The sequence below is a fragment of the Paenarthrobacter sp. NPDC057981 genome, assembly GCF_042886835.1.
Classification (GTDB): domain Bacteria; phylum Actinomycetota; class Actinomycetes; order Actinomycetales; family Micrococcaceae; genus Arthrobacter.
In genome coordinates this window covers 36803-56072 of the sequence record NZ_JBHVQI010000007.1, presented here as the reverse complement: position 1 = coordinate 56072, position 19270 = coordinate 36803, and the positions used below count along the sequence as shown (strand labels likewise).

The 19270-nt window shown below is 64.5% G+C and carries 13 protein-coding genes; 5 read left to right on the top strand and 8 right to left on the bottom strand.

Translation table 11 applies throughout. From position 1 onward, the window contains the following. Positions 1-182: 182 nt before the first annotated feature. The gene (locus ACFVSI_RS09220) at positions 183-5051 is read left to right on the top strand and encodes an NAD-glutamate dehydrogenase (protein ID WP_387822246.1); all 4869 of its coding nucleotides are present in this window, start codon (positions 183-185) and stop codon (positions 5049-5051) included. Positions 5052-5153: 102 nt separating this feature from the next. Then, positions 5154-5375, top strand: a complete 222-nt coding sequence (locus tag ACFVSI_RS09215; protein WP_144661782.1) for a hypothetical protein — start codon at positions 5154-5156, stop codon at positions 5373-5375. 101 nt (positions 5376-5476) lie between these two features. Here ACFVSI_RS09215 and ACFVSI_RS09210 read toward each other — a convergent pair whose 3' ends face one another. The 3 genes from ACFVSI_RS09210 to ACFVSI_RS09200 all read right to left on the bottom strand — a co-directional run bounded on the left by ACFVSI_RS09210 (position 5477) and on the right by ACFVSI_RS09200 (position 9252). Then, positions 5477-5725, bottom strand: a complete 249-nt coding sequence (locus tag ACFVSI_RS09210) for a hypothetical protein (RefSeq protein ID WP_387822244.1) — start codon at positions 5723-5725, stop codon at positions 5477-5479. A gap of 197 nt (positions 5726-5922) precedes the next feature. Continuing rightward, on the bottom strand, positions 5923-7515 hold the full coding sequence (gene hutH / locus ACFVSI_RS09205; protein WP_387822241.1) for a histidine ammonia-lyase: 1593 nt from the start codon (positions 7513-7515) through the stop codon (positions 5923-5925). A gap of 9 nt (positions 7516-7524) precedes the next feature. Then, positions 7525-9252 carry a urocanate hydratase gene (locus ACFVSI_RS09200; protein WP_387822238.1) on the bottom strand — a complete coding sequence of 576 codons (1728 nt, stop codon included), beginning with the start codon at positions 9250-9252 and terminating at the stop codon, positions 7525-7527. Positions 9253-9414: 162 nt separating this feature from the next. On the opposite strand from ACFVSI_RS09200, the gene ACFVSI_RS09195 reads away from it, so the two are divergent. Then, entirely contained in the window at positions 9415-9858 is a 444-nt protein-coding gene (locus ACFVSI_RS09195; protein WP_387822236.1) for an SRPBCC domain-containing protein, read from the top strand. A gap of 38 nt (positions 9859-9896) precedes the next feature. Here ACFVSI_RS09195 and ACFVSI_RS09190 read toward each other — a convergent pair whose 3' ends face one another. The 3 genes from ACFVSI_RS09190 to ACFVSI_RS09180 all read right to left on the bottom strand — a co-directional run bounded on the left by ACFVSI_RS09190 (position 9897) and on the right by ACFVSI_RS09180 (position 14189). Beyond that, positions 9897-10706: an IclR family transcriptional regulator gene (locus ACFVSI_RS09190; RefSeq protein ID WP_387822233.1), complete on the bottom strand. Its 810-nt coding sequence runs from the start codon at positions 10704-10706 to the stop codon at positions 9897-9899. Positions 10707-10843: 137 nt separating this feature from the next. Further along, the gene (locus tag ACFVSI_RS09185; protein WP_387822230.1) at positions 10844-12049 is read right to left on the bottom strand and encodes a hypothetical protein; all 1206 of its coding nucleotides are present in this window, start codon (positions 12047-12049) and stop codon (positions 10844-10846) included. 97 nt (positions 12050-12146) lie between these two features. Beyond that, the gene (locus ACFVSI_RS09180; protein WP_387822228.1) at positions 12147-14189 is read right to left on the bottom strand and encodes an ALF repeat-containing protein; all 2043 of its coding nucleotides are present in this window, start codon (positions 14187-14189) and stop codon (positions 12147-12149) included. Between the two features lie 258 nt (positions 14190-14447). Between ACFVSI_RS09180 and ACFVSI_RS09175 the strand changes: the two genes are divergently transcribed. Beyond that, positions 14448-15908: an amino acid permease gene (locus tag ACFVSI_RS09175; RefSeq protein ID WP_387822225.1), complete on the top strand. Its 1461-nt coding sequence runs from the start codon at positions 14448-14450 to the stop codon at positions 15906-15908. 144 nt (positions 15909-16052) lie between these two features. On the opposite strand, the gene ACFVSI_RS09170 is transcribed toward ACFVSI_RS09175, so the two are convergent. Beyond that, a complete protein-coding gene (locus ACFVSI_RS09170) occupies positions 16053-16802 on the bottom strand; it encodes a 3-hydroxybutyrate dehydrogenase (protein WP_387822222.1) in 750 nt (249 codons plus the stop codon). 4 nt (positions 16803-16806) lie between these two features. Beyond that, entirely contained in the window at positions 16807-18189 is a 1383-nt protein-coding gene (locus tag ACFVSI_RS09165) for an MFS transporter (protein WP_387822219.1), read from the bottom strand. Between the two features lie 138 nt (positions 18190-18327). Here ACFVSI_RS09165 and ACFVSI_RS09160 point away from each other — a divergent pair, with 138 nt between their 5' ends. Continuing rightward, complete coding sequence (locus tag ACFVSI_RS09160; RefSeq protein WP_387822216.1) at positions 18328-19224, top strand: LysR family transcriptional regulator; 897 nt, start codon at positions 18328-18330, stop codon at positions 19222-19224. Positions 19225-19270 lie beyond the last annotated feature (46 nt).

Here is a 19270-nt window from a genome sequence, read left to right as displayed (position 1 = left end):
CCGGTCTGTGGGGTTCCTTGCCCCTTCCCCCCGCCCGTTTTTGAATTAAACACCATTGTTGGCCAAAACCTTGGGTGTTAATTCCCAACTCGCGGCGATGATAGAGGGAGGCGCAGGGACTCTCCAAGCCGCACCAATACGGCCGCTCCCTGGTCAGCCGGAGGCAGCGGAGGCGCAGTGGCATGTCACCAGGCATCGAGCCCGCGGACGGTTTCCTGACGGACTACTACGAGCACGTGGCCGATGACGACGTCCGAAGCTACCCGCCCGAGACCCTCCTGGAGCGGGCACGCTATCACCGGACGCTGGCCGAACGCCGCGAACCCGGGCAGTCGGTCATCGGAATCCTGAACGAGCCCGATGCCAGCCTGGTCGCCATCGTCACAGACGAGCTCCCCTATCTCCTTCCGTCCGTCACCGCCGAGATCGCCCGCGACACGAGCTCCATCCGGCTCCTGGTCCACCCCACTTTCAGCATCGAGCGCGACCCGGCGACCCACCGCCTCACCGGAATCCACCGCGGACCGCACCGCACGGGGCTGTCCACCGGCGTCGAACGGTCACCGGAAACGCACGACGACGGCCACCTCACCGAAGCGTGGCTGGCGCTGGACATCCCGCGCTTGGCGGATGAGGCGAGCGCGGAGCGGCTCGTTGGCCGGCTACAGGCTGTGCTTGGCGATGTCCGGGCCGCCGCTGAAGATACTGCAGCCATGCAGGTGCAGCTGGACTGGGTGGTACGCGGGCTTGAGGGCGCAACCGGGCCTGGCAGGTCCGGCCTGGCCGCCGGCGAGGCCCAAGAGCTGCTGCGCTGGCTGGATGATGGGAATTTCGTATTCCTGGGGTACCGGGGGCCGGATGGGACGCACCTGGGGATCCTGCGCGGCGAAGCCGAAGTCGACGACGACAGAGTAGATGCGCCGATCCTCACGCTCACCAAGTCCACCCGGCGCTCCACTGTACTGCGCCACGCGTACCTCGATGAAATGAGCGTGCGGGCCGACAACGCAGGAGCGCACACCTTCGTTGGCCTGTTCTCGCCCAGTTCTTCGGCACACTCGGCGCTGCAAATTCCCGTCATCCGGGACACCGTGTCCGAAGCGCTCCGGACGTTCGGGTATCCACCGTCATCGCATCATGGCAAGGAACTGCTGGCCGTCGTGGACGCCTACCCCCGCGACGAATTGTTCCACATCGATGCCGGGCAGTTGGCGTTGCATGCCCGCGAAATCCTTCGCTTGCAGGAGCGGCACAGCCCCCGGCTCTTCCTCCGCCCGGACTCTTACGGCCGTTTCATGACTGCGCTCGTATTCCTGCCACGACACCGGTACAGCACTGCCGTTCGGCTCAACATCGAGCGGGAGCTGCGGGAAGCGTTCGGTTCGGAGCAGATCGAGTTCGAACTCCGGCTGGGCGAGTCGGCCATGGCGCGCGTGTTCTTCCGGATCCTGCTGCCGGGCACCAGAGAGCCAGGCCCCGGAACAGAGGCGACTGCCGCCGTCGTCGATTCACCGCTCGTCGATTCGGCAGTCCTTGAGCAGCGCATCATCGCCGCGACCAGGTCGTGGGCCCAAGGCCTGCACGAGGCCCTGCAGGCGAGGTATCCGCGCGAGGAAGCCAACCGCCTCTCGGCGCAGTGGGGCAGCGCGTTCCCGGCGAGCTACAAAGCCGACTATGAGGTGGAGGATGCCGTTGCGGACATCGGCAGATTCGAGAGCTTCCCGGGAGTCGACCAGGTCCAAGGGACAGACCCGGACCCCATCCTCTCGGTCTACAAACGCCCCGGCACCGCGGTCCTGACCGAGGACGCCCGCGTGCGCCTTTACCTGACCCGGCCGCAAAGCCTCACCCAGATCCTGCCGTTCTTCCACAACCTGGGCCTGAAGGTGCTGGACCAGCGGCCGTTCGACGTGCAGCGCGCGGACGGCCGGCAGTTCTTCCTCTACGACCTCGGCCTCAAGTACCCGCGCGGCGTGGATCCACTCCCGACGGCCGGGTTGCTGGCCGGTTCCTTCAATGCTTCGATGCGCGGGGACGCCGAATCGGATGCGTTCGATGCCCTGGTGATCCGGGAGGGCATCGACTGGCGCCGGGTAGCGGTCCTCCGGGCTTATGCCAAGTACCTTCGGCAACTGGGCAGCACCAACTCCTACGGTTTCATCGCGGACACCCTGCGTGTCAACGTCGCTGCCACGCATGCGCTCTTGGACTTGTTCGACGCCAAGTTCAACCCGGACCTGGTCGCGCCTGACCTATTTGAGCCGGGCTCCGGCCCGCAGCCGGACGTCGGCCAACGCACGGCTGACGGCGACGTGTTCGAGCAAGGCACCAGCAAACTCAGCCACCGGACACAGGCCATCCACACAGCGCGGAGCAAGCTGGCCGAGGCCATCGACGCCGTGCCTGTCCTGGACGCGGACCGGTTGTTGCGGCAACTTGCGAGCCTGGTGGAAGCCACACTGCGCACCAATTTCTACCTGGACAAGCCTTACATCAGCGTCAAGCTCAATCCCTCCAGCATCCCGGCCGCTCCCGCTCCGCGTCCGAAGTTCGAGATCTGGGTCTATTCACCCCGGGTGGAGGGTGTGCATCTGCGGTTCGGGCCGATCGCGCGTGGCGGCCTGCGGTGGTCGGACCGGCGCGAGGACTTCCGCACGGAAATTCTCGGGCTAGTGAAAGCCCAGACCGTGAAGAACGCAGTGATCGTTCCCACCGGCGCCAAGGGCGGATTCTTCCCCAAGCTGCTTCCGGACCCCGCGGAGGACCGTGCAGCGTGGCTCGCCGAGGGTCAGGAAAGCTACCGCACATTCATCCGCGGCCTGCTGGACATCACTGACAACCTCGTGGCCGATCCCGACGGCGGACCCAACGGCACCGTCGTCGCCCCACCCCGCGTCGTTCGCCACGACGGCGACGACTACTACCTTGTGGTCGCCGCGGACAAGGGGACGGCAGCCTTCTCCGACCTGGCCAACGCGGTGGCGGCGGAGTACGGCTTCTGGCTGGGCGACGCCTTCGCCTCCGGGGGTTCGGTGGGGTACGACCACAAGCAGATGGGCATCACTGCCCGCGGTGCCTGGGAATCGGTCCGGCACCACTTCAGCGAACTCACCATCGATTCCCGCGCCGAGGACTTCACCGTGGTAGGCATCGGGGACATGAGCGGCGATGTGTTCGGTAACGGCATGCTCCTGTCCAGCCACATCAAGCTGGTGGCCGCGTTCGACCATCGGCATATCTTCCTTGATCCCACCCCTGACCCGGCAGTTTCCTATCAGGAGCGTGAACGCCTGTTCCGGCTCCCCCGGTCCTCCTGGGCCGACTACGACCCCGCGAAAATAAGCCCGGGTGGCGGGGTGTTTTCCCGCTCGGAAAAGTCGATGTGGATCACCGATGAGGTCCGCCTCGCCTTGGGCATGGAAGAAGGCACGACGGCGGCAAGCCCACCCGAGCTTCTGCGCGCAGTCCTCGCTGCCCCCGTGGATCTCCTGTACAACGGCGGCATCGGCACCTACGTTAAGGCGTCCACGGAAACACATGCGGATGTAGGCGACAAGTCCAACGATGCCATCCGCGTTGACGCGCGGGACCTGCGTGCCCACATCATCGCCGAGGGCGGGAACCTGGGCGTGACGCAGCGTGGCCGGATCGAGGCAGCTTTGGCCGGAATCCTGGTGAACACGGACGCCATCGACAACTCGGCCGGCGTGGATTGCTCGGACCACGAGGTGAACATCAAGATCTTCCTGGACCGGATGATCTCGGCCGGGAGGATGTCCGTGGCCGAAAGGGCGGATTTCCTCCACTCACTCCAAGGCGAAGTGGGACGGCTCGTCCTGAAGACCAACGACGACCAGAACACCCTCCTGATCACTGACAAGCAACTTGCCGTTCAGTGGAGCCCCAGCTTTGAACGGACCATGGACTGGCTGGAGTCCGCCACCGACTTGGACCGCGACCTGGAGTGCCTGCCAAGCAACGAGGAGCTCAGGTCGCGGATTCTGACAGGCAAGGGACTGACGACCCCGGAGCTGGCAGTCCTGGCGGCGTACGCCAAGATCGAGCTCGCGAAGGAACTCACTGAGGGCGGCCTGGCGGACGATCCCTGGTTTTCGCAGACCCTGCATTCCTATTTCCCCAAGCAGGTGTCCGAACGGTTCGGCGAACATTTGGCCACACACCCACTGCGCCGCGAGATCGTGGCTACCGTGGTGGCCAACGACATGATCAACATGGGCGGCATCTCCTTCGCCTTCCGGGCCATGGAGGAAACCACGGTCTCCGCCACAGCCGTGGCAAGGGCATTCGTGGTCATGCGGCAGATCTGGGATTTCGATTCAGTCATGGAGTCCATAGCCCAGCTCCCTGCGAGCACGCCCAGCGAACACGGTGCAGCCGTGGCCCTGGACATGCGGCGCCTGCTGGACCGCTCCGTTCGCTGGTACGTCACCCATGACTTCCGGGACAAGCCGGTTTCCGATGCGTTCGCGAGGCTGGAACAACCCATGGGCTTGATGCGGGCCAACTTCACGGGTTTCCTGCACGGCATCAACCTGGCGCATTCGTTGAAGCGCCTGGCCCACACGGATTCGGTGGGATTGCCGCACGATCTGGGCATCAGGGCTTCCGAGCTGCTGGTGAGCTACGGCTTGCTGGACATCTCCGCGATCGCCGAGGAACTCCAGGAACCGGTGGAGGCCGTGGCCGAGGTATATTTCGCGGTGTTCGAGCGGATCTCCGCCATTCCGCTCCTGGAGCACATCACCATGCTGTCGAGGGACACGCACTGGGAGTCCCTGGCGCGGGCGGCCCTGAGGGATGACATGTATCTGGTGCTCGCGGACATGACCAAGGCCGTGGTCCGCCATAGCCCGCGCTTCTCTACGGCGGCAAGCGATCCCGTGGAGCGGATCATGGATTGGGAGCGCGGAAACATCGAACAGCTGGCCCGCATCCAACAAACAATCCAGGAGGCCATCAAACCCGGACCAATGGACATTGCCGCCCTGTCGGTAGCCGTGAAACTCCTCCGAGCCATGGTCCGCAGATGAGACCCAGGTCACCGGGCTGCCAGTCATCTTACAAATTTTTGGCCTTCACCGACTATGATTGATGGGTCGCCCTCGCATGCGGCAAGTATTAGGAGGCCCCCAATGACCCCTGCAATGACTGCAGAACGCGAAATCCGTCTGTCCTTTTCCAGGGCAGACGAAATCCACGACGGACTCGAGCAAGCCGTGGATGCATTGATCAAGAACGCAGCGGCAGACGCCAACTGCGGCATTCTGGTGACCCGGCATGAGCCCGGCACCTACACCGTGGCGCTGGACGAATCCGTTCCCTTCGGTCAGACCCACGAAGCACTCGCTGCCTGAGCACGGCAGCGACAAAAACCGGGGCCCGTTCCCTTCCGCCACTACTACCTGCGGAAGGGAACGGGCCCCGGTTTCTGTTTAAGCCTTACCCAGCTGGGTACTTAGGCGCGGCGGAGAACCACGCCGTCGGACTTCATGAACAGTTCCTTGCCCTCTTCGGTGACACCCGGCCCGGAGTGTTCAAGCCACACCACGTTTCCACTGCTGGAAACTTCCTCGACCCGACCGGCTGCGATGACGTGGGCATATTTGACCACTTCCACCGTGTCGCCGACGTTCAGCATCTTCCAGTCCGAAACGGTTGCCGAGTGAGCGTTTCGCCTGGACAGGACTGCTCCGCGTGCCTTCATTGAACTTCTACCCCTTTGTGGATGTTCTCTGTTGTGTATTGAGTTGTGGACGGTTGACCGTCAAGCCCACGACATCTTCGGCGTGGACGTGACGTACACCATAAGTTCTACTACATTTGCCACGCCCCGGTGCCTGCGTTGCGTACAAAGACCGGGGCGTGACAATTTTGTACCTCAAATGAGGCATTTATTCGACGTCAGGCCAAAATCCCGACGGCGGATTCGGCGGCCGTGCGGACCGCGCCGGAGCCGACCAAGCGGTCAGCCGCTTCGAGTTCGGGCGACAGGAACCGGTCCGTACCCGGCCCCTGGACCACTTCACGAAGCACCTCAAGCACCGCCGCGCCGGCAGGACCCGGGGTGAGTTCGCCGTCGGACATTTGCGTGCGCATGTCGATGGCGCGGGCGCTGGTTACAAGCTCGACGGCGAGCACACGCCGCAGGTTCTCAACGGCCTTGCGCAGCTTCCGGGCCGCGTGCCAGCCCATGGACACGTGGTCTTCCTGCATGGCGGAGCTCGGGATCGAGTCCACCGACGCCGGAACCGCGAGGCGCTTGTTGTCCGAGACCAGGCCGGCCTGGGTGTACTGGGCGATCATGAGGCCAGAGTCCACGCCCGGATCGGCCGCCAGGAACGCCGGAAGTCCGTGCGAGCGGGCAGGATCCAGCATGCGGTCCGTACGACGCTCGGCAATGGAGCTGAGGTCCGCGACCGCGATGGCCAGGAAGTCCAGCACATACGCCACGGGAGCGCCGTGGAAGTTGCCGTTGGAGGTGACGCGGCCGTCGGGCAGGACCACCGGGTTGTCGATGGCTGCGGCGAGTTCGCGGGAAGCCACCAGCGCTGCGTGGTCCACGGTGTCGCGTACGGCGCCAGCAACCTGGGGTGCGCAGCGCAGGGAGTAGGCGTCCTGGACCTTGGTGTCGTTGATCCGGTGGGATGCAACGATCGGCGAGTTGGACAGCACGCGCAGCATGTTGTCGGCGCTGGCGGCCTGGCCCGGGTGCGGACGCAGGGCCGCGTGGAGCTCGGGCAGGAACACCTGATCCGTGCCGAGGAGGGCCTCCACGCTGAGCGCGGCGGTGACATCCGCCGTCGCCAGCAGCAGGCGAAGGTCCGCGATGGCCATGAGCAGCATGCCGAGCATGCCCTCGGTGCCGTTGACGAGCGCCAGGCCTTCCTTCTCAGCCAGGGTCACGGGTTCGATGCCGTGCTGCGCGAGCAGCTCAGCAACCGATGCGTTGCCGGCGGTGCCGTACAGTTCGCCGTCGGGACCCGTTGCTTCGCCCTCGCCCATGAGGACCAGTGCGCAGTGGGACAGCGGCGCAAGGTCGCCGGAGCAGCCGAGCGAGCCGAACTCGCGGACCACCGGGGTGATGCCCGCGTTGAGGACATCCACCATGGTCTGCAGGACCACGGGACGGACGCCCGTGCGGCCGGAGGCCAGGGTCTTGGCACGGAGGAACATGATGCCGCGGATGACTTCGCGTTCGACGGCGGGACCCATGCCTGCCGCGTGGCTGCGGATGAGCGACTTCTGCAGCTGGGTGCGGAGTTCGTTCGGGATGTGGCGGTTGGCCAACGCCCCGAAGCCCGTGGAGATGCCGTAGGCCGGAACCTCGCTGGTAGCCAGGCCGTCGATGTGGGCGCGGACCTTGGCGACGGTGTCCAGGGCTTCCTGGGAGATGGTCACCTTGGCGTCGTGACGTGCGACGGCGACGACGTCTTCCGGGGTCACGCCGCTGGAGCCGAGGGTGACGGTGAGTTGTTCGTTGGAGGTGATAGTCACTTGTGTTGCCTACTTCTCGTTCATGGGGATGCGGACGCCGCGTTCGTGGGCGACGTCGATGGCGCGTTCGTAGCCGGCGTCGGCGTGGCGGATCACGCCCATGCCGGGATCGTTGGTCAGGAGTGCGGTCAGTTTCGCCGCGGCCAACTCGGTCCCGTCAGCGACGGAGACCTGGCCGGTGTGGATGGACCGGCCGATCCCGACCCCGCCGCCGTGGTGGATCGACACCCACGTCGCACCCGACGACGCCGCCGTGAGGGCGTTAAGCAGCGGCCAGTCAGCGATCGCGTCCGAACCGTCCTTCATCGACTCGGTCTCCCGGTACGGGGACGCCACCGAACCCGAATCGAGGTGGTCACGGCCGATCACGATCGGGGCCTTGACCTTACCCTCAGCCACCAACCGGTTGAACAACAGGCCCGCCTGGTGGCGTTCACCGTACCCGAGCCAGCAAATACGCGCCGGCAGGCCCTCGAACTCCACCCGCTCCGCAGCGGCATCGAGCCACTTGTGCAGGTGCTTGTTCTCCGGGAACAACTCCTTGATGGCTTCGTCGGTCACGCGGATGTCTTCCGGATCACCCGACAAGGCGACCCAGCGGAACGGGCCCAGGCCCTCGCAGAACAACGGGCGGATATACGCCGGGACGAACCCGGGGAACTCAAACGCCCTGGTGTAACCGCCCTTGCGGGCCTCGTCCCGGATCGAGTTGCCGTAATCGAACACCTCGGCGCCGGCGTCCTGGAACTCCACCATCGCCTGTACGTGCCTCGCCATCGAGGCCTGGGCCTTCTTTGTGAAGCCCTTTGGGTCAGCTCCGGCTTCGGTGTGCCACTCCTGAACCGTGATGCCCTCGGGCAAATACGACAAAGGATCGTGCGCGGAGGTCTGGTCCGTGACCACATCAATGGTCAACTCGCCAGCCCTGTGGCGGGCCAGCAGTTCCGGGAAGACCTCCGCAGCGTTACCCACATACCCCACCGACCAGCCACGACGCTCAGCCTTGGCCGCGTTGACCTTCGCGATCGCCGTGTCCAGGTCGGTTTCGACCTCGTCCAGGTACCGCTTCCCGGCACGGCGACGCAGGCGGGTCTCGTCCACATCCACGATCAAGCACGCACCGTCGTTCAGCGTGACCGCGAGCGGCTGGGCGCCGCCCATGCCGCCGCACCCACCGGTCAACGTCAGCGTCCCGGCCAGCGAACCCTCCTCAGAGCCCTCCGGCGCAGGAGCCGGGTGCCGGCCCTCAGCAGCCAGCTTGCGTCCGACGGCGGCAAAGGTTTCGTAGGTGCCCTGCAGAATCCCCTGCGTGCCGATGTAAATCCACGACCCAGCCGTCATCTGCCCATACATCGTCAGACCCTCAGCCTCGAGCCGGCGGAACTCGGGCCACGTCGCCCAGTCCCCCACCAGGTTCGAGTTCGCCAACAACACCCGGGGCGCCCACTCGTTGGTGCGGAACACACCTACCGGCTTACCCGACTGGACCAGGAGGGTCTCGTCCTTTTCCATGGTCTCCAGCGTCCGGGTAATCGCATCAAACGCAGCCCACGAACGCACCGCACGGCCCGTGCCCCCGTAAACCACCAAGTCATCAGGACGCTCAGCAACCTCAGGATCAAGATTGTTCATCAACATACGCAACGGCGCTTCGGTCTGCCACGACTTGGCAGTGAGCTCAGTACCCCGGGCAGCCTTGACCGGGCGGGCCCCTGTAGTGAAATCGGCGGGTGCCATGATGGCTCCTTTATCTCGGGAAAGTGTGTGGTGGAAAGATCTTCTGCATCTACTAAAGCCCCTTTGCCAGGCCGCTGGAATGCCTTTTCGATGGGTGCTGTCCGGTATTACAGACATGCGCAGGGTCTCGCTTTCAGCCGGGAATACGCGCATGCTGGACCCATGGCAACGTATCGAGTGTCCACGTTCGTCGCAGCGCCACCGGAGCGGGTTTTCGACACCTGGACCGACCCGGACCGGTTCACCGAGTGGATTGGCGGCGTCACGCGGGTGACCGATCGCGTCGGTTCCACCGGCCAGGCCGGGAGCAGCTATACGGTGTGGTTCGGCCGAATGGCGAGTCCCACCGAGGTGATCGCGGCGGAAAAACCCCGACACCTCCGCACCACGTTTGGCAACGCAATCCTCAAGGGCGAATCAGACGTCACCTTCACGCCGGAGAGTGGGGGCACGCGCATCCAACAGGTCTTTGAGACACGAGGTTTCGTGTCCACGGTGGTTGGTCGGTTGTTTGCCACGGGATCGTACCGGGGCAGTTTCCGGGGCGAGCTGGAAACGTTCCGGGCCATGGTGGAATGCGACTCGCCACGGGCGGATGGCATGTAACGCTCTGCGCGCCGCGGGCGTCAAGACCGCGAGCCGCGTCAGCCCGCCGTCGGACGCCCGTGGATCCGGACGGAAAGTTCGTCCGCAGCCTTCCTGATCCGGGCAGCCAGTACCGGCCACTGCTCAGAGGGCACCTTGTCCTCCAAGAATGTGACGGCGACTGCCGCCGTCGGCCATCCAACGTGGTCCGTCACGGGGACGGCGATGGAGCCGAATCCAGGCGTGATTTCGCCGTTTTCGGTGGCGTAACCGCGCTGCCGCACCTGATCGAGATGGGACGACAGGGCTGAGTACTTCATGATGGGGAATTCGACCTCGTTGCGTGAGGTGAAGGCGGCGGCGTTCGGGTACAGAGCACGGACCTGCGACTTGGGCAGGGCGGCGAGGATGGCGCGGCCGCTGGCGGTGAGGTGGCTGGGAAGGCGGACGCCGACGTCGGTCACCAGACTCGGGCGGTTCTTGGCGCGTTCCTCGACGATGTAGAGGACGTCCCGGCCGTGGAGCACCGCCAGGTGTGCGCTCTCGCCGATCACGTCCACGAGAGAAGCCAGCATGGGCCGGCCCAAACGAGACAGCGGCTCCTGGCGCGAGTACGCGGAGCTGAGCTCGAAGGCGCTGATGCCCAAGCCGTAACGCTGTTCCTCGTGCAGATGCAGGACGAAACCATTCGCCTCCATCACGCCGAGCAGGTGGTAGACGCTGGACCGCGGCAGGCCCAACGCGGTGGCTATGTTCGACGCCGCCATGGGCCCCCGCCGCGAGGCCAACAGTTTCAGGATGCGCAGGGTATTTTCGGCAGCCGGGACTTTGGACGTGGCTTTGCCGGGCGCGGTTGGCGTGCTGGTCATTGTTCCTCGCTGCTGTGGTCCTGGGGGCTACCGCCTTGCTGTCCGGTATCCCGTACTCAAGCGTGCCCTCTTTAAGGAGCGAACACCAGCGGGCCAGCGAGGATCGGTGTCTGGGATCCCGTACCTCGCCGCTGCGCTCAGTGGCGCCTGAGGACTTCAAGACTTTCGTGATCCCCTGCCGGGTTGGGGATTGCCGCCGCCGCCGGGCGTTTGCGCCTTCCGGCGGCAAGGATCAACGCTGCGGCACCGACCAGGATGACCGAGGCAACTGCTCCGACAATGAGCGGTAGGCCTGACAGGAAGCCGGTATCGGCATTGTCTGGGATGGCCTGGGCCGCAGGGCTTGCTTCTGCGATCTTCGTCGGAGCTGCTGCTGTGGTGACTTCCGACAATGGGGGTATGGTCAGGTCCCGGGCCGGGAAAACTGTCACGGATCCACCGGCGGTGTTGGTCACCAGGACGGACCCGTTGGGAGCGATGGCGAGATGTCCCGGAGCCGGGAGCGTGGGCTGGCCGCGACGGACGTTTGTTTCACCCGGTGCGATGACGGAGAGTCCGTTGGCCTGGTAGAGGACGTAAGCAGTGCCGTCCGGACCGACGGCGATTTCCTTCGGTCCGCCAGGAACCGGCACACGGTAGGAGACCGCGGAGTCGCCGGGCTTGATCACGGCGACATCATCTGAGGTGATATTGGTGACGTAGACCGCGCCGTCGGGGCCTACGGCTATTCCGTGCGGGTCACCGGACTTCCCAGGCGTTTTCCTGACATCAATGGTGCGTGAAACCGTGCCGGCCCCCGGGGCGATGACCGAGACGCTGCCGTCGTTCTGGTTGGTCACATAGGCCGTGCCGTCCTGGGCCACGGCTACTTCTTTCGGGTTGCCGCCCACGGCCACCTCGCGGGCCGGGGCGTCGGCCCCCGGCGGAATAACCGAGACTGTGCCCAGGAGTGGGTTGGGAACAAAGACAGTCCCGTCGGGTGCTGCGGCGATGAGGTGGGCACCCGGAGCGAGCGGAATCGTTCGTGCTACCTCTGAGGAGCCCTTGGGAAACACAACCAGCTTCTCCTGCTGCTGGTCGAAGTCCCAGCCCTCGACGAACAGAGTCCCATCTGCCGAGAGGGCCATTCCCGCAGGGGAGACCCCCGCCGTCAGCGTTTTGGACGGTTTGCCAGCCCCCGAAGGAAGGACGCTAACCCCACCGCCAGGCAGGTAGTTGCCAACATAAGCAGTGCCCTCGGCGTCAATGACCACCTTGAGAGGCGTTCCTCCAATGCCCACGACGTCCTCGGCTGCCACGGCTGGGCAAGCACCAGCCATCAACATGCCTCCGGCGATAGCCACAGCTATGCCCGCTCTGAACCGCATGCATCGACCCCCAAAACCGTGCAAGATGAAGAAAACCTCTGTTGAGCATACTGCTGCCCAGGCTGCGATGCCCTTAAGCGGAAGCCGCGCCCTTACGCCGAAGCAGGAGGGTGATGGCTCCGGCCGCTGCCAGGACCAGCACCACAATCAGCCCGATGGTCCACCAATTCATGCCCGGAGAGGACGCAGCCAAGGGAGCAGCCGCTTCCTGTGACTGTGAATCCACCGACGTGGAACCCTGCGCGGCAGATGCTGCGGGGGGCACGGAAATGCTCGGGGCTGCCGACGGCGTTGATGCGGCAGCCGGTGCGGCTCCCGTTTCACCCAGTACGACGGCGGCGGAAGAGTCGCGCGGCCACGGAACGACGATCGGGGCTGCTCCGGTTGCGAATCCCTGCGATGCGTCGACGTTTCCGGCTGCAAACGGGGAGTTCCCCGCTCCGGTAGCCTGTCGCGCTGCTTCGGCTTGGCGGGCGGCCTCGGCCTGACGGGCAGCTTCCGCGGCAGCTTCGGCCGCCTTCGCAGCGTCTGCCGCCTTGCCGGCGTCGACCGTTGCCTGATTCGCCAGAGCGGCGAGCTCGGTGATCATGGCGTCGACGGAGGCTACGTGGGTGGCAGTTGCGGCGTCCCGGTCAGCGGCTGCGGCCCGACCTTCGGAGATGAAGCCCTCACGGTCTGCGCGGCTGCCATCGAGGGCCACGCTCGCGGCCGCGCGGACCTCGGGCGTTGAATCCAATGCAAATGTGGTCTGGATACGGTTGTCCAGGTTCCGGGCCTGATCAAAACCATATTCCAGGAAATACCGCACGTCAGCGTGGCTGAGCGACTCGAGCGCACGCTGGGCGGCCTTCTCTACAAACTCCCCGCCGACTGCCAGAAGCTGATAGGCACGCTGCCGGTCTGCGACGAATTCACGGCTGTTGAGCTCTCTGGCTGCACGGTGACCGGTTGCGATGAATTCCTTGATTGCGGCATCCCCGGTCCCGAGAGCCGCTTCAGCGGCCGTCCGGACCGCTGGCGTCCCCACCAGCGAAAGATCAAGAGTGGCTTGGCGGGCATCGTCGATCAAAGCATCAAGGTCAGCTCCGGGTGCTTCAAGTTTGCTCAGGAGACCCGGGATCTCCAGGGCGGCCTTGGCAAAGGCCGCCTTCGCATCCTCCTCAGATGACTCCTGGGCATTGTCTGCAACCTGCCCCTTCGTGGCTTGGGATGAGAGGAAGTCCCGGTCTGATGCGAGCCGTGAGCCGTGCGCGCTCCTTGCAGCTGCGGCAGCGCTCCGCGCCTTCTCGACCGCGGCGTTCGCACGTTCTGCCACAGCAGCCGTTCCGTTGGGGTTCGAGCTGATATCTGCCTTGACCCCATCAAGGAGTGCCGCAACAGTCGCCGACTCAGCGTCCTGGGCCGCAGCCACGAACTGGCCGTAGCGAAGGAAATCAGCGACTACGTCTCGGTCATCGGTGATCACGGCCGCCTTGGCCGCAGCGCGAACGCCGGCGGAAGGTGAGTCAAAAAGTTGGAACGCGGCTTGGCGGTCGCTTATCTCAGCGGCGTCCAGCCAGCCTGAAAGAACGTACCGCTCCACGGCTTCACTGCCTTGATCCAAGCTCTTGGATGCGCCCATGCGGATGGGACCCGAGTAGTTAAGGAACCTCGTAGCAGTGATGCGCAGATCGAGGTCCCAGGACTTTGCCCAGCCATTTGAGAGGAAGCTCGCGATCACAGCCGGGTCATTAGTGGCCAGTACCCGGACCGCGCTCTCCCGTACGTGTTCGCTCCCCCGCGTCGTCAGCTCGGTGACCAACTGCTTCCGGTCCGCGGCGAGCGCGACATCCTGTCCGCCGTCGAGAAATGCCTGGATTGCGTCAGCGCCACCCACCAGGGCTGTGGCAGCCGCGGTACGGGTCGCCGGACCGCCGGTCTTCCACAGTTCAACGACACCGGCGGCGTCACCCACCCGCTCCACAAACGGCACGGGCGCCTGGGACGCGTTCGGGACCTCGAATGTCGGTATTTCATAGGCCTGGGCAGGAGCAGCGAAGAGCAAGGAAGCCCCGGCAACGACGGCAACAACGGCAGCGGCCCAACGGCGTCGGGTAGCGCGGATTACGGAAATCATGAGTCCCCCAGATAACAGATGCGAGTCAGCACAGAGTTCAATTGGGGGCGACGCGAGTGCGAGGGATGCCTGACCGTGTTGAAGTCCTGTCCGCGGTCATCCTATCCGACCGGGAACTATGACTTTTACCACCGTGGAACTGGGAGCGATCCGGAGTGTCTGCGATCAAAGACACCAAACACCCGTGAGTCCGATCACAGAGCCGCCAAAAGTGATCTGCTGGATAGCGATCCCCTCCCAAAGACGAGAAGGTTTACCATGCAACAAACCAAGCTGGCTGAGGAGAGCTCTGTCCTCCAAGCCGCAGGTACGGCACTTAGCCGGGGCCTCAACGTCCGACACATCCGCTTCATGGCACTCGGATCAGCGATCGGCACGGGCCTCTTCTACGGCTCCGCGTCGGCCATCCAAAAAGCCGGCCCGGCCGTACTCCTGGCCTACATCATCGGCGGTGCCGCCGTCTTCATGGTGATGCGCGCACTCGGAGAAATGGCAGTGCGACACCCCGTTTCCGGCTCCTTCGGGCAGTACGCCAGCCGCTACCTCGGCCCTTTCGCCGGTTTTGTGACCGGATGGACGTATGTCTTCGAGATGGCAATCGTGGCGATCGCCGACGTCACTGCTTTCAGTATCTACATGGGCTTCTGGCTCCCGCAGGTGGATAGATGGATCTGGGTGCTCGCGATCATCCTGTTCCTGGGGGCCATGAACCTGCTCAGCGTGAAGGTGTTCGGCGAGCTTGAGTTCTGGTTCTCGCTGATCAAGGTGGTGGCGATTATCGCCATGATCGTCGGCGGTGCAGCGATCGTCGTGTTCGGTTTCCAAACAGCCGACGGCGGTGGCGTGGCACCGGGGCTGGGGAACCTTGTGAACCATGGCGGTTTGTTCCCTAACGGTTTCGAGGGGCTCTTGGCCGCGTTCGCCGTCGTGATGTTTGCCTTTGGCGGCATCGAAACGATTGGTATCACCGCGGGCGAAGCTGCCGATCCGAAGAGGGTCGTTCCGCAGGCTGTCAACACCGTGCCCGTGCGCGTGCTGCTGTTCTACGTGCTGACCCTGGGCGTGCTGATGAGCATCTTCCCGTGGAATGAAATCGGCAGCAATGGCAGTCCGTTTGTGCAGATTTTCGATGGCCTGGGAATTCCGGCAGCACCGCACATCCTCAACGCCGTGGTCATCACCGCCGCGCTTTCCGCGATCAACAGCGACATCTTCGGGGCCGGCCGCATCCTGTTTGGCCTGGCGCAGCAGGGGCACGCGCCAAAGAGCTTTGGCAAGGTCTCCCGCCATGGCGTCCCGTGGATGACCGTGGTGATGATGGGCGGCATTTTGCTGGTGGGCGTTGTTTTGAATGCCGTCATCCCGGAGGACGTCTTCGTGGTCATCGCTTCCATTGCCACCTTCGCCACCGTGTGGGTGTGGGTGATGATCCTCGCCTCGCACGTTGCGATGAAGCGGGAGATCAAGCGCAAGGGCCTGCCGGCGTCGGAATTCGGTTCACCGCTGTGGCCGACGGCGTCCATCCTAACCATGGCATTCATGGCGATGGTGATCGTGATCCTCGGCGTTTTCGAGGACACACGCATCGCCCTGTATGTGGGCGGGGCCTGGCTGGTGCTCCTGTTTGTGGCCTACAAGCTGTGGGTCCGCGGTGACGGCCTCCGCCGCGCCGAGTTGGTGGACGAAACCTCGTCGATTCCCGTGGTGAAGGCGTCGTAGAAGGCGCTCACGGCAGCGGCTGCCGCACCCGTTTCCGCCTGACGCGCCCCTTCGGCACGGCTGCCGCACCCGTTTCCGCCTGACGCACCCGTAGCACTGGGTGCGCCGGGCGTGAACGGGTGCGCCAAAGGTATTCGGGCGGGGCTACCTCGCCGACCACCCACCGTCCATGGTGTAGCTCGCGCCGGTGACCATGCCGGCGTCGTCGGAAGCCAGCCAAGCAGCAAGGGACGCCACCTCGGAAGGCTCCACCAGCCGCTTCACCGCGGACTCGGTAAGCATCACCTTGGCGAGCACCTCTGCCTCGGGGATGCCGTGGAGCCGGGCCTGGTCGGCGATCTGCTTCTCCACCAGCGGCGTGCGGACGTAGCCGGGGTTGATGCAGTTGGACGTGACCCCGCGCTCCCCACCCTCCAAAGCCGTGACTTTGCTGAGCCCTTCAAGCCCATGCTTGGCCGAAACGTACGCGCTCTTGTAGGCCGAGGCCCGAATCCCGTGCACTGACGAGACGTTGATGATGCGGCCGAACCCGTTGGCGTACATGTGCGGGAGGGCAGCCCTGATGAGGAGGAACGGGGCCTCCAACATCAGGGCCAGGATCCGACGGAACTCGCTGGGATCGAACTCCTCGATGGGCGCAACTTTCTGGATGCCGGCATTGTTGACCAGGATGTCGCAGTCGAGGCTCAGCGCCGCCAAAGCATCAACATCCAACAGATCCACCGTCCAGGCCGTGCCGCCCAGCTCATCGGCGAGGGCCGCCGCTCCGGAGGCATCGACGTCGGCCACTACAACTTTCGCCCCGCGGGCGGCGAGCGCACGCGCACAGGCGGCCCCGATTCCGCTCGCACCTCCGGTCACCAGCGCTTTGCGTCCGTTCAAGGAGTTGTCCATTTCATTAGCCTTTCGCGGTGGTGGTCAGTCCGTGACGCTCTGCGTCGGCTTCGTCCACGGACTCAAGCGCAATACCCTTGGTTTCCTTCAAGGAAATGACTGCGACGGCGGTAATTGCGCAGGCGACCACAAGGTAGATCGCGGTGGGAACCCAGGAGCCGGTGTCCTTGAGCCACTGGGTGGCCAGCAGCGGTGCGAGTGAGCCGGCGAAGATGGACGTCACCTGGGAGCCCAGCGAAACCCCGGAGTAGCGCATGCGGGTGGGGAAGAGCTCGGACATGATGGCCGGCTGTCCGGCGTACATGAAGGCGTGCAGGCACAGGCCGATGGTCACGGCGAGCACGATGATGACGGCGTTCTTGGTGTCGAACATCGGGAAGGCGAAGAACGGCCAGGTCGCACCTGAGATGGCACCCACCAGATACACGGGCTTGCGTCCCCAGGAGTCAACCAGGCGGCCGACCTGCGGGATCACCAGGAAGTGGATCACGTGGGCGATCAGGAGTGCCAGAAGGAGCGAGGACGTGTCGTACTTGTGGACGCTCTTGAGGTAGACGATCGCGAAGCTGACCACCAGGTAGTACATGATGTTCTCGGCAAAACGGAGTCCCATGGCCTGGAGGATGCCCTTGGGGTACTTGCGGATGACTTCGCCGACGCCGTAGCTGATGGCCTTGGATTCCTCCACCTGTGCCTTGGCTTCAAGGAAGATCGGGGCTTCGGTGACGTGCGTACGGATGTAGTAACCGACGAACACGATGACTGCGGAGAGCCAGAACGCTACGCGCCAACCCCAGCCGAGGAAGGCTTCACTGCTGAGCGTAGTAGACATGACGAACAGGACCAGAGTGGCCAGCAAGTTGCCAACCGGCACAGCTGCCTGCGGCCAGGAGGACCAGAAACCGCGCGATTTGTTAGGGCTGTGCTCAGCCACCAACAGGACCGCGCCGCCCCACTCGCCGCCGAGCGCGAAGCCCTGGATGAAGCGGAGAGCCACCAGCATGGCCGGCGCCCAGTATCCGATGTCCACGAAGCCCGGGAGGCAGCCCATCAGGAAGGTGGAGACACCCACGATCACGATGGTCAGCTGAAGCGTAGGCTTGCGGCCGAGTTTGTCGCCGATCTGGCCGAACACGATACCGCCCAGGGGCCGGGCCACGAAGCCGACAGCGTAGGTGATGAACGCCTGGATGATGCCGTCCAGTTCGTTGCCGGTGCTCGGGAAGAAGTACTTGCCGAAAACCAACGTGGCTGCGGTGGCATACAGGAAGAACTCGTACCACTCCACCACGGTGCCCACCATCGAGGCCGCGACGATCTTCTTCAGGCCGGAGCCCTTGCCGGAGTCTTTCCCGGCCCTTGATGCGGAGCGCTGCTCTACGCTCATATCCATCTCCTCAGTGTCTTCTTCGACCCTTTTTGAACGTGATGTGAACCACAACACGAAATGCTCCACTGAGTATTGCCGCAGATTCGTTATGCCTCAATGACCAATAAGGCACCTTAGGTGTGCAGAATTGCAGATATGAACCCCAACCCCGACGACCTCCTCATCTTCCTCGCCGTCTCACGTTCCGGTAAATTCACGACGGCGGCCCAAGCCTTGGGGCTGAACCACACCACCGTTTCCCGACGGATAGCGGCGCTGGAGAAGGCGCTGGGCGGCCGGGTCCTCGCGCGTGCGGCCGGTGGTTGGGAAGTGACGGACCTCGGCGCGGAAGCCGTGCTGGTCGCCGAACGCATCGAAGCTGCGGTGAGCGCCCTGGGACCCAGCGACCGCGCACCCGACCCGATTACCGGCGTCGTACGCATGACCGCGACCGATGGCTTCAGCGCGTATATCGCAGCACCGGCTGTTGCCCGGCTTCGGCGGGAGCATCCTGGCCTCAGCGTCGAGATCGTGACGGTGACGCGGCGGGCGCTGCAGCAACGGTCAGGGCTGGACATCGAGGTGGTGGTGGGGACGCCGCAGGTTCACCGGGCCGAGGCGCTCCGGCTGGGCGAGTACAGGCTGGGGATGTACGCCTCCCGCGCGTATCTGGCGGACCACGGGACTCCCTCCAGCATTGAGGAGCTCACGCAGCACCAGCTGGTCTACTTTGTGGATTCGATGCTGCAAGTGGACGATCTCGATGCGCCCCGCAGGTTGGTCCCGACCATGCGTGACGGCCTGAGCTCCACGAATGTGTTCGTGCACGTGGAAGCCACGCGTGCCGGGGCCGGTGTTGGCTTCCTGCCGTGTTTCATGGCGGACCGGCACCCGGACCTCGTGAGGCTTTTGCCCTCGGATTTCGCGGAGCTACTGCCCTACTGGATGGTCCTCCGCCCCGACTCCATGCGCCGCCCCGCGGTAGCCGCCGTCGTGCAGGCCCTGCGCGAGGAGACGGAGAGCCGACGGAAGGAGTTGCTCGGCGCCCCCTAGCCCCGGAGTTTTTGTACGGTTAATGCGCCTAAAAGCCCCTCATAAG

Coding starts and splice junctions, on each gene's coding strand:
- ACFVSI_RS09220 (WP_387822246.1), top strand. CDS start 183: ATGTCACCAGGCATCGAGCCCGCGGACGGTTTCCTGACGGACTACTAC.
- ACFVSI_RS09215 (WP_144661782.1), top strand. CDS start 5,154: ATGACCCCTGCAATGACTGCAGAACGCGAAATCCGTCTGTCCTTTTCC.
- ACFVSI_RS09210 (WP_387822244.1), bottom strand. CDS start 5,725: ATGAAGGCACGCGGAGCAGTCCTGTCCAGGCGAAACGCTCACTCGGCA.
- ACFVSI_RS09200 (WP_387822238.1), bottom strand. CDS start 9,252: ATGGCACCCGCCGATTTCACTACAGGGGCCCGCCCGGTCAAGGCTGCC.
- ACFVSI_RS09195 (WP_387822236.1), top strand. CDS start 9,415: ATGGCAACGTATCGAGTGTCCACGTTCGTCGCAGCGCCACCGGAGCGG.
- ACFVSI_RS09190 (WP_387822233.1), bottom strand. CDS start 10,706: ATGACCAGCACGCCAACCGCGCCCGGCAAAGCCACGTCCAAAGTCCCG.
- ACFVSI_RS09180 (WP_387822228.1), bottom strand. CDS start 14,189: ATGATTTCCGTAATCCGCGCTACCCGACGCCGTTGGGCCGCTGCCGTT.
- ACFVSI_RS09175 (WP_387822225.1), top strand. CDS start 14,448: ATGCAACAAACCAAGCTGGCTGAGGAGAGCTCTGTCCTCCAAGCCGCA.
- ACFVSI_RS09170 (WP_387822222.1), bottom strand. CDS start 16,802: ATGGACAACTCCTTGAACGGACGCAAAGCGCTGGTGACCGGAGGTGCG.
- ACFVSI_RS09165 (WP_387822219.1), bottom strand. CDS start 18,189: ATGAGCGTAGAGCAGCGCTCCGCATCAAGGGCCGGGAAAGACTCCGGC.
- ACFVSI_RS09160 (WP_387822216.1), top strand. CDS start 18,328: ATGAACCCCAACCCCGACGACCTCCTCATCTTCCTCGCCGTCTCACGT.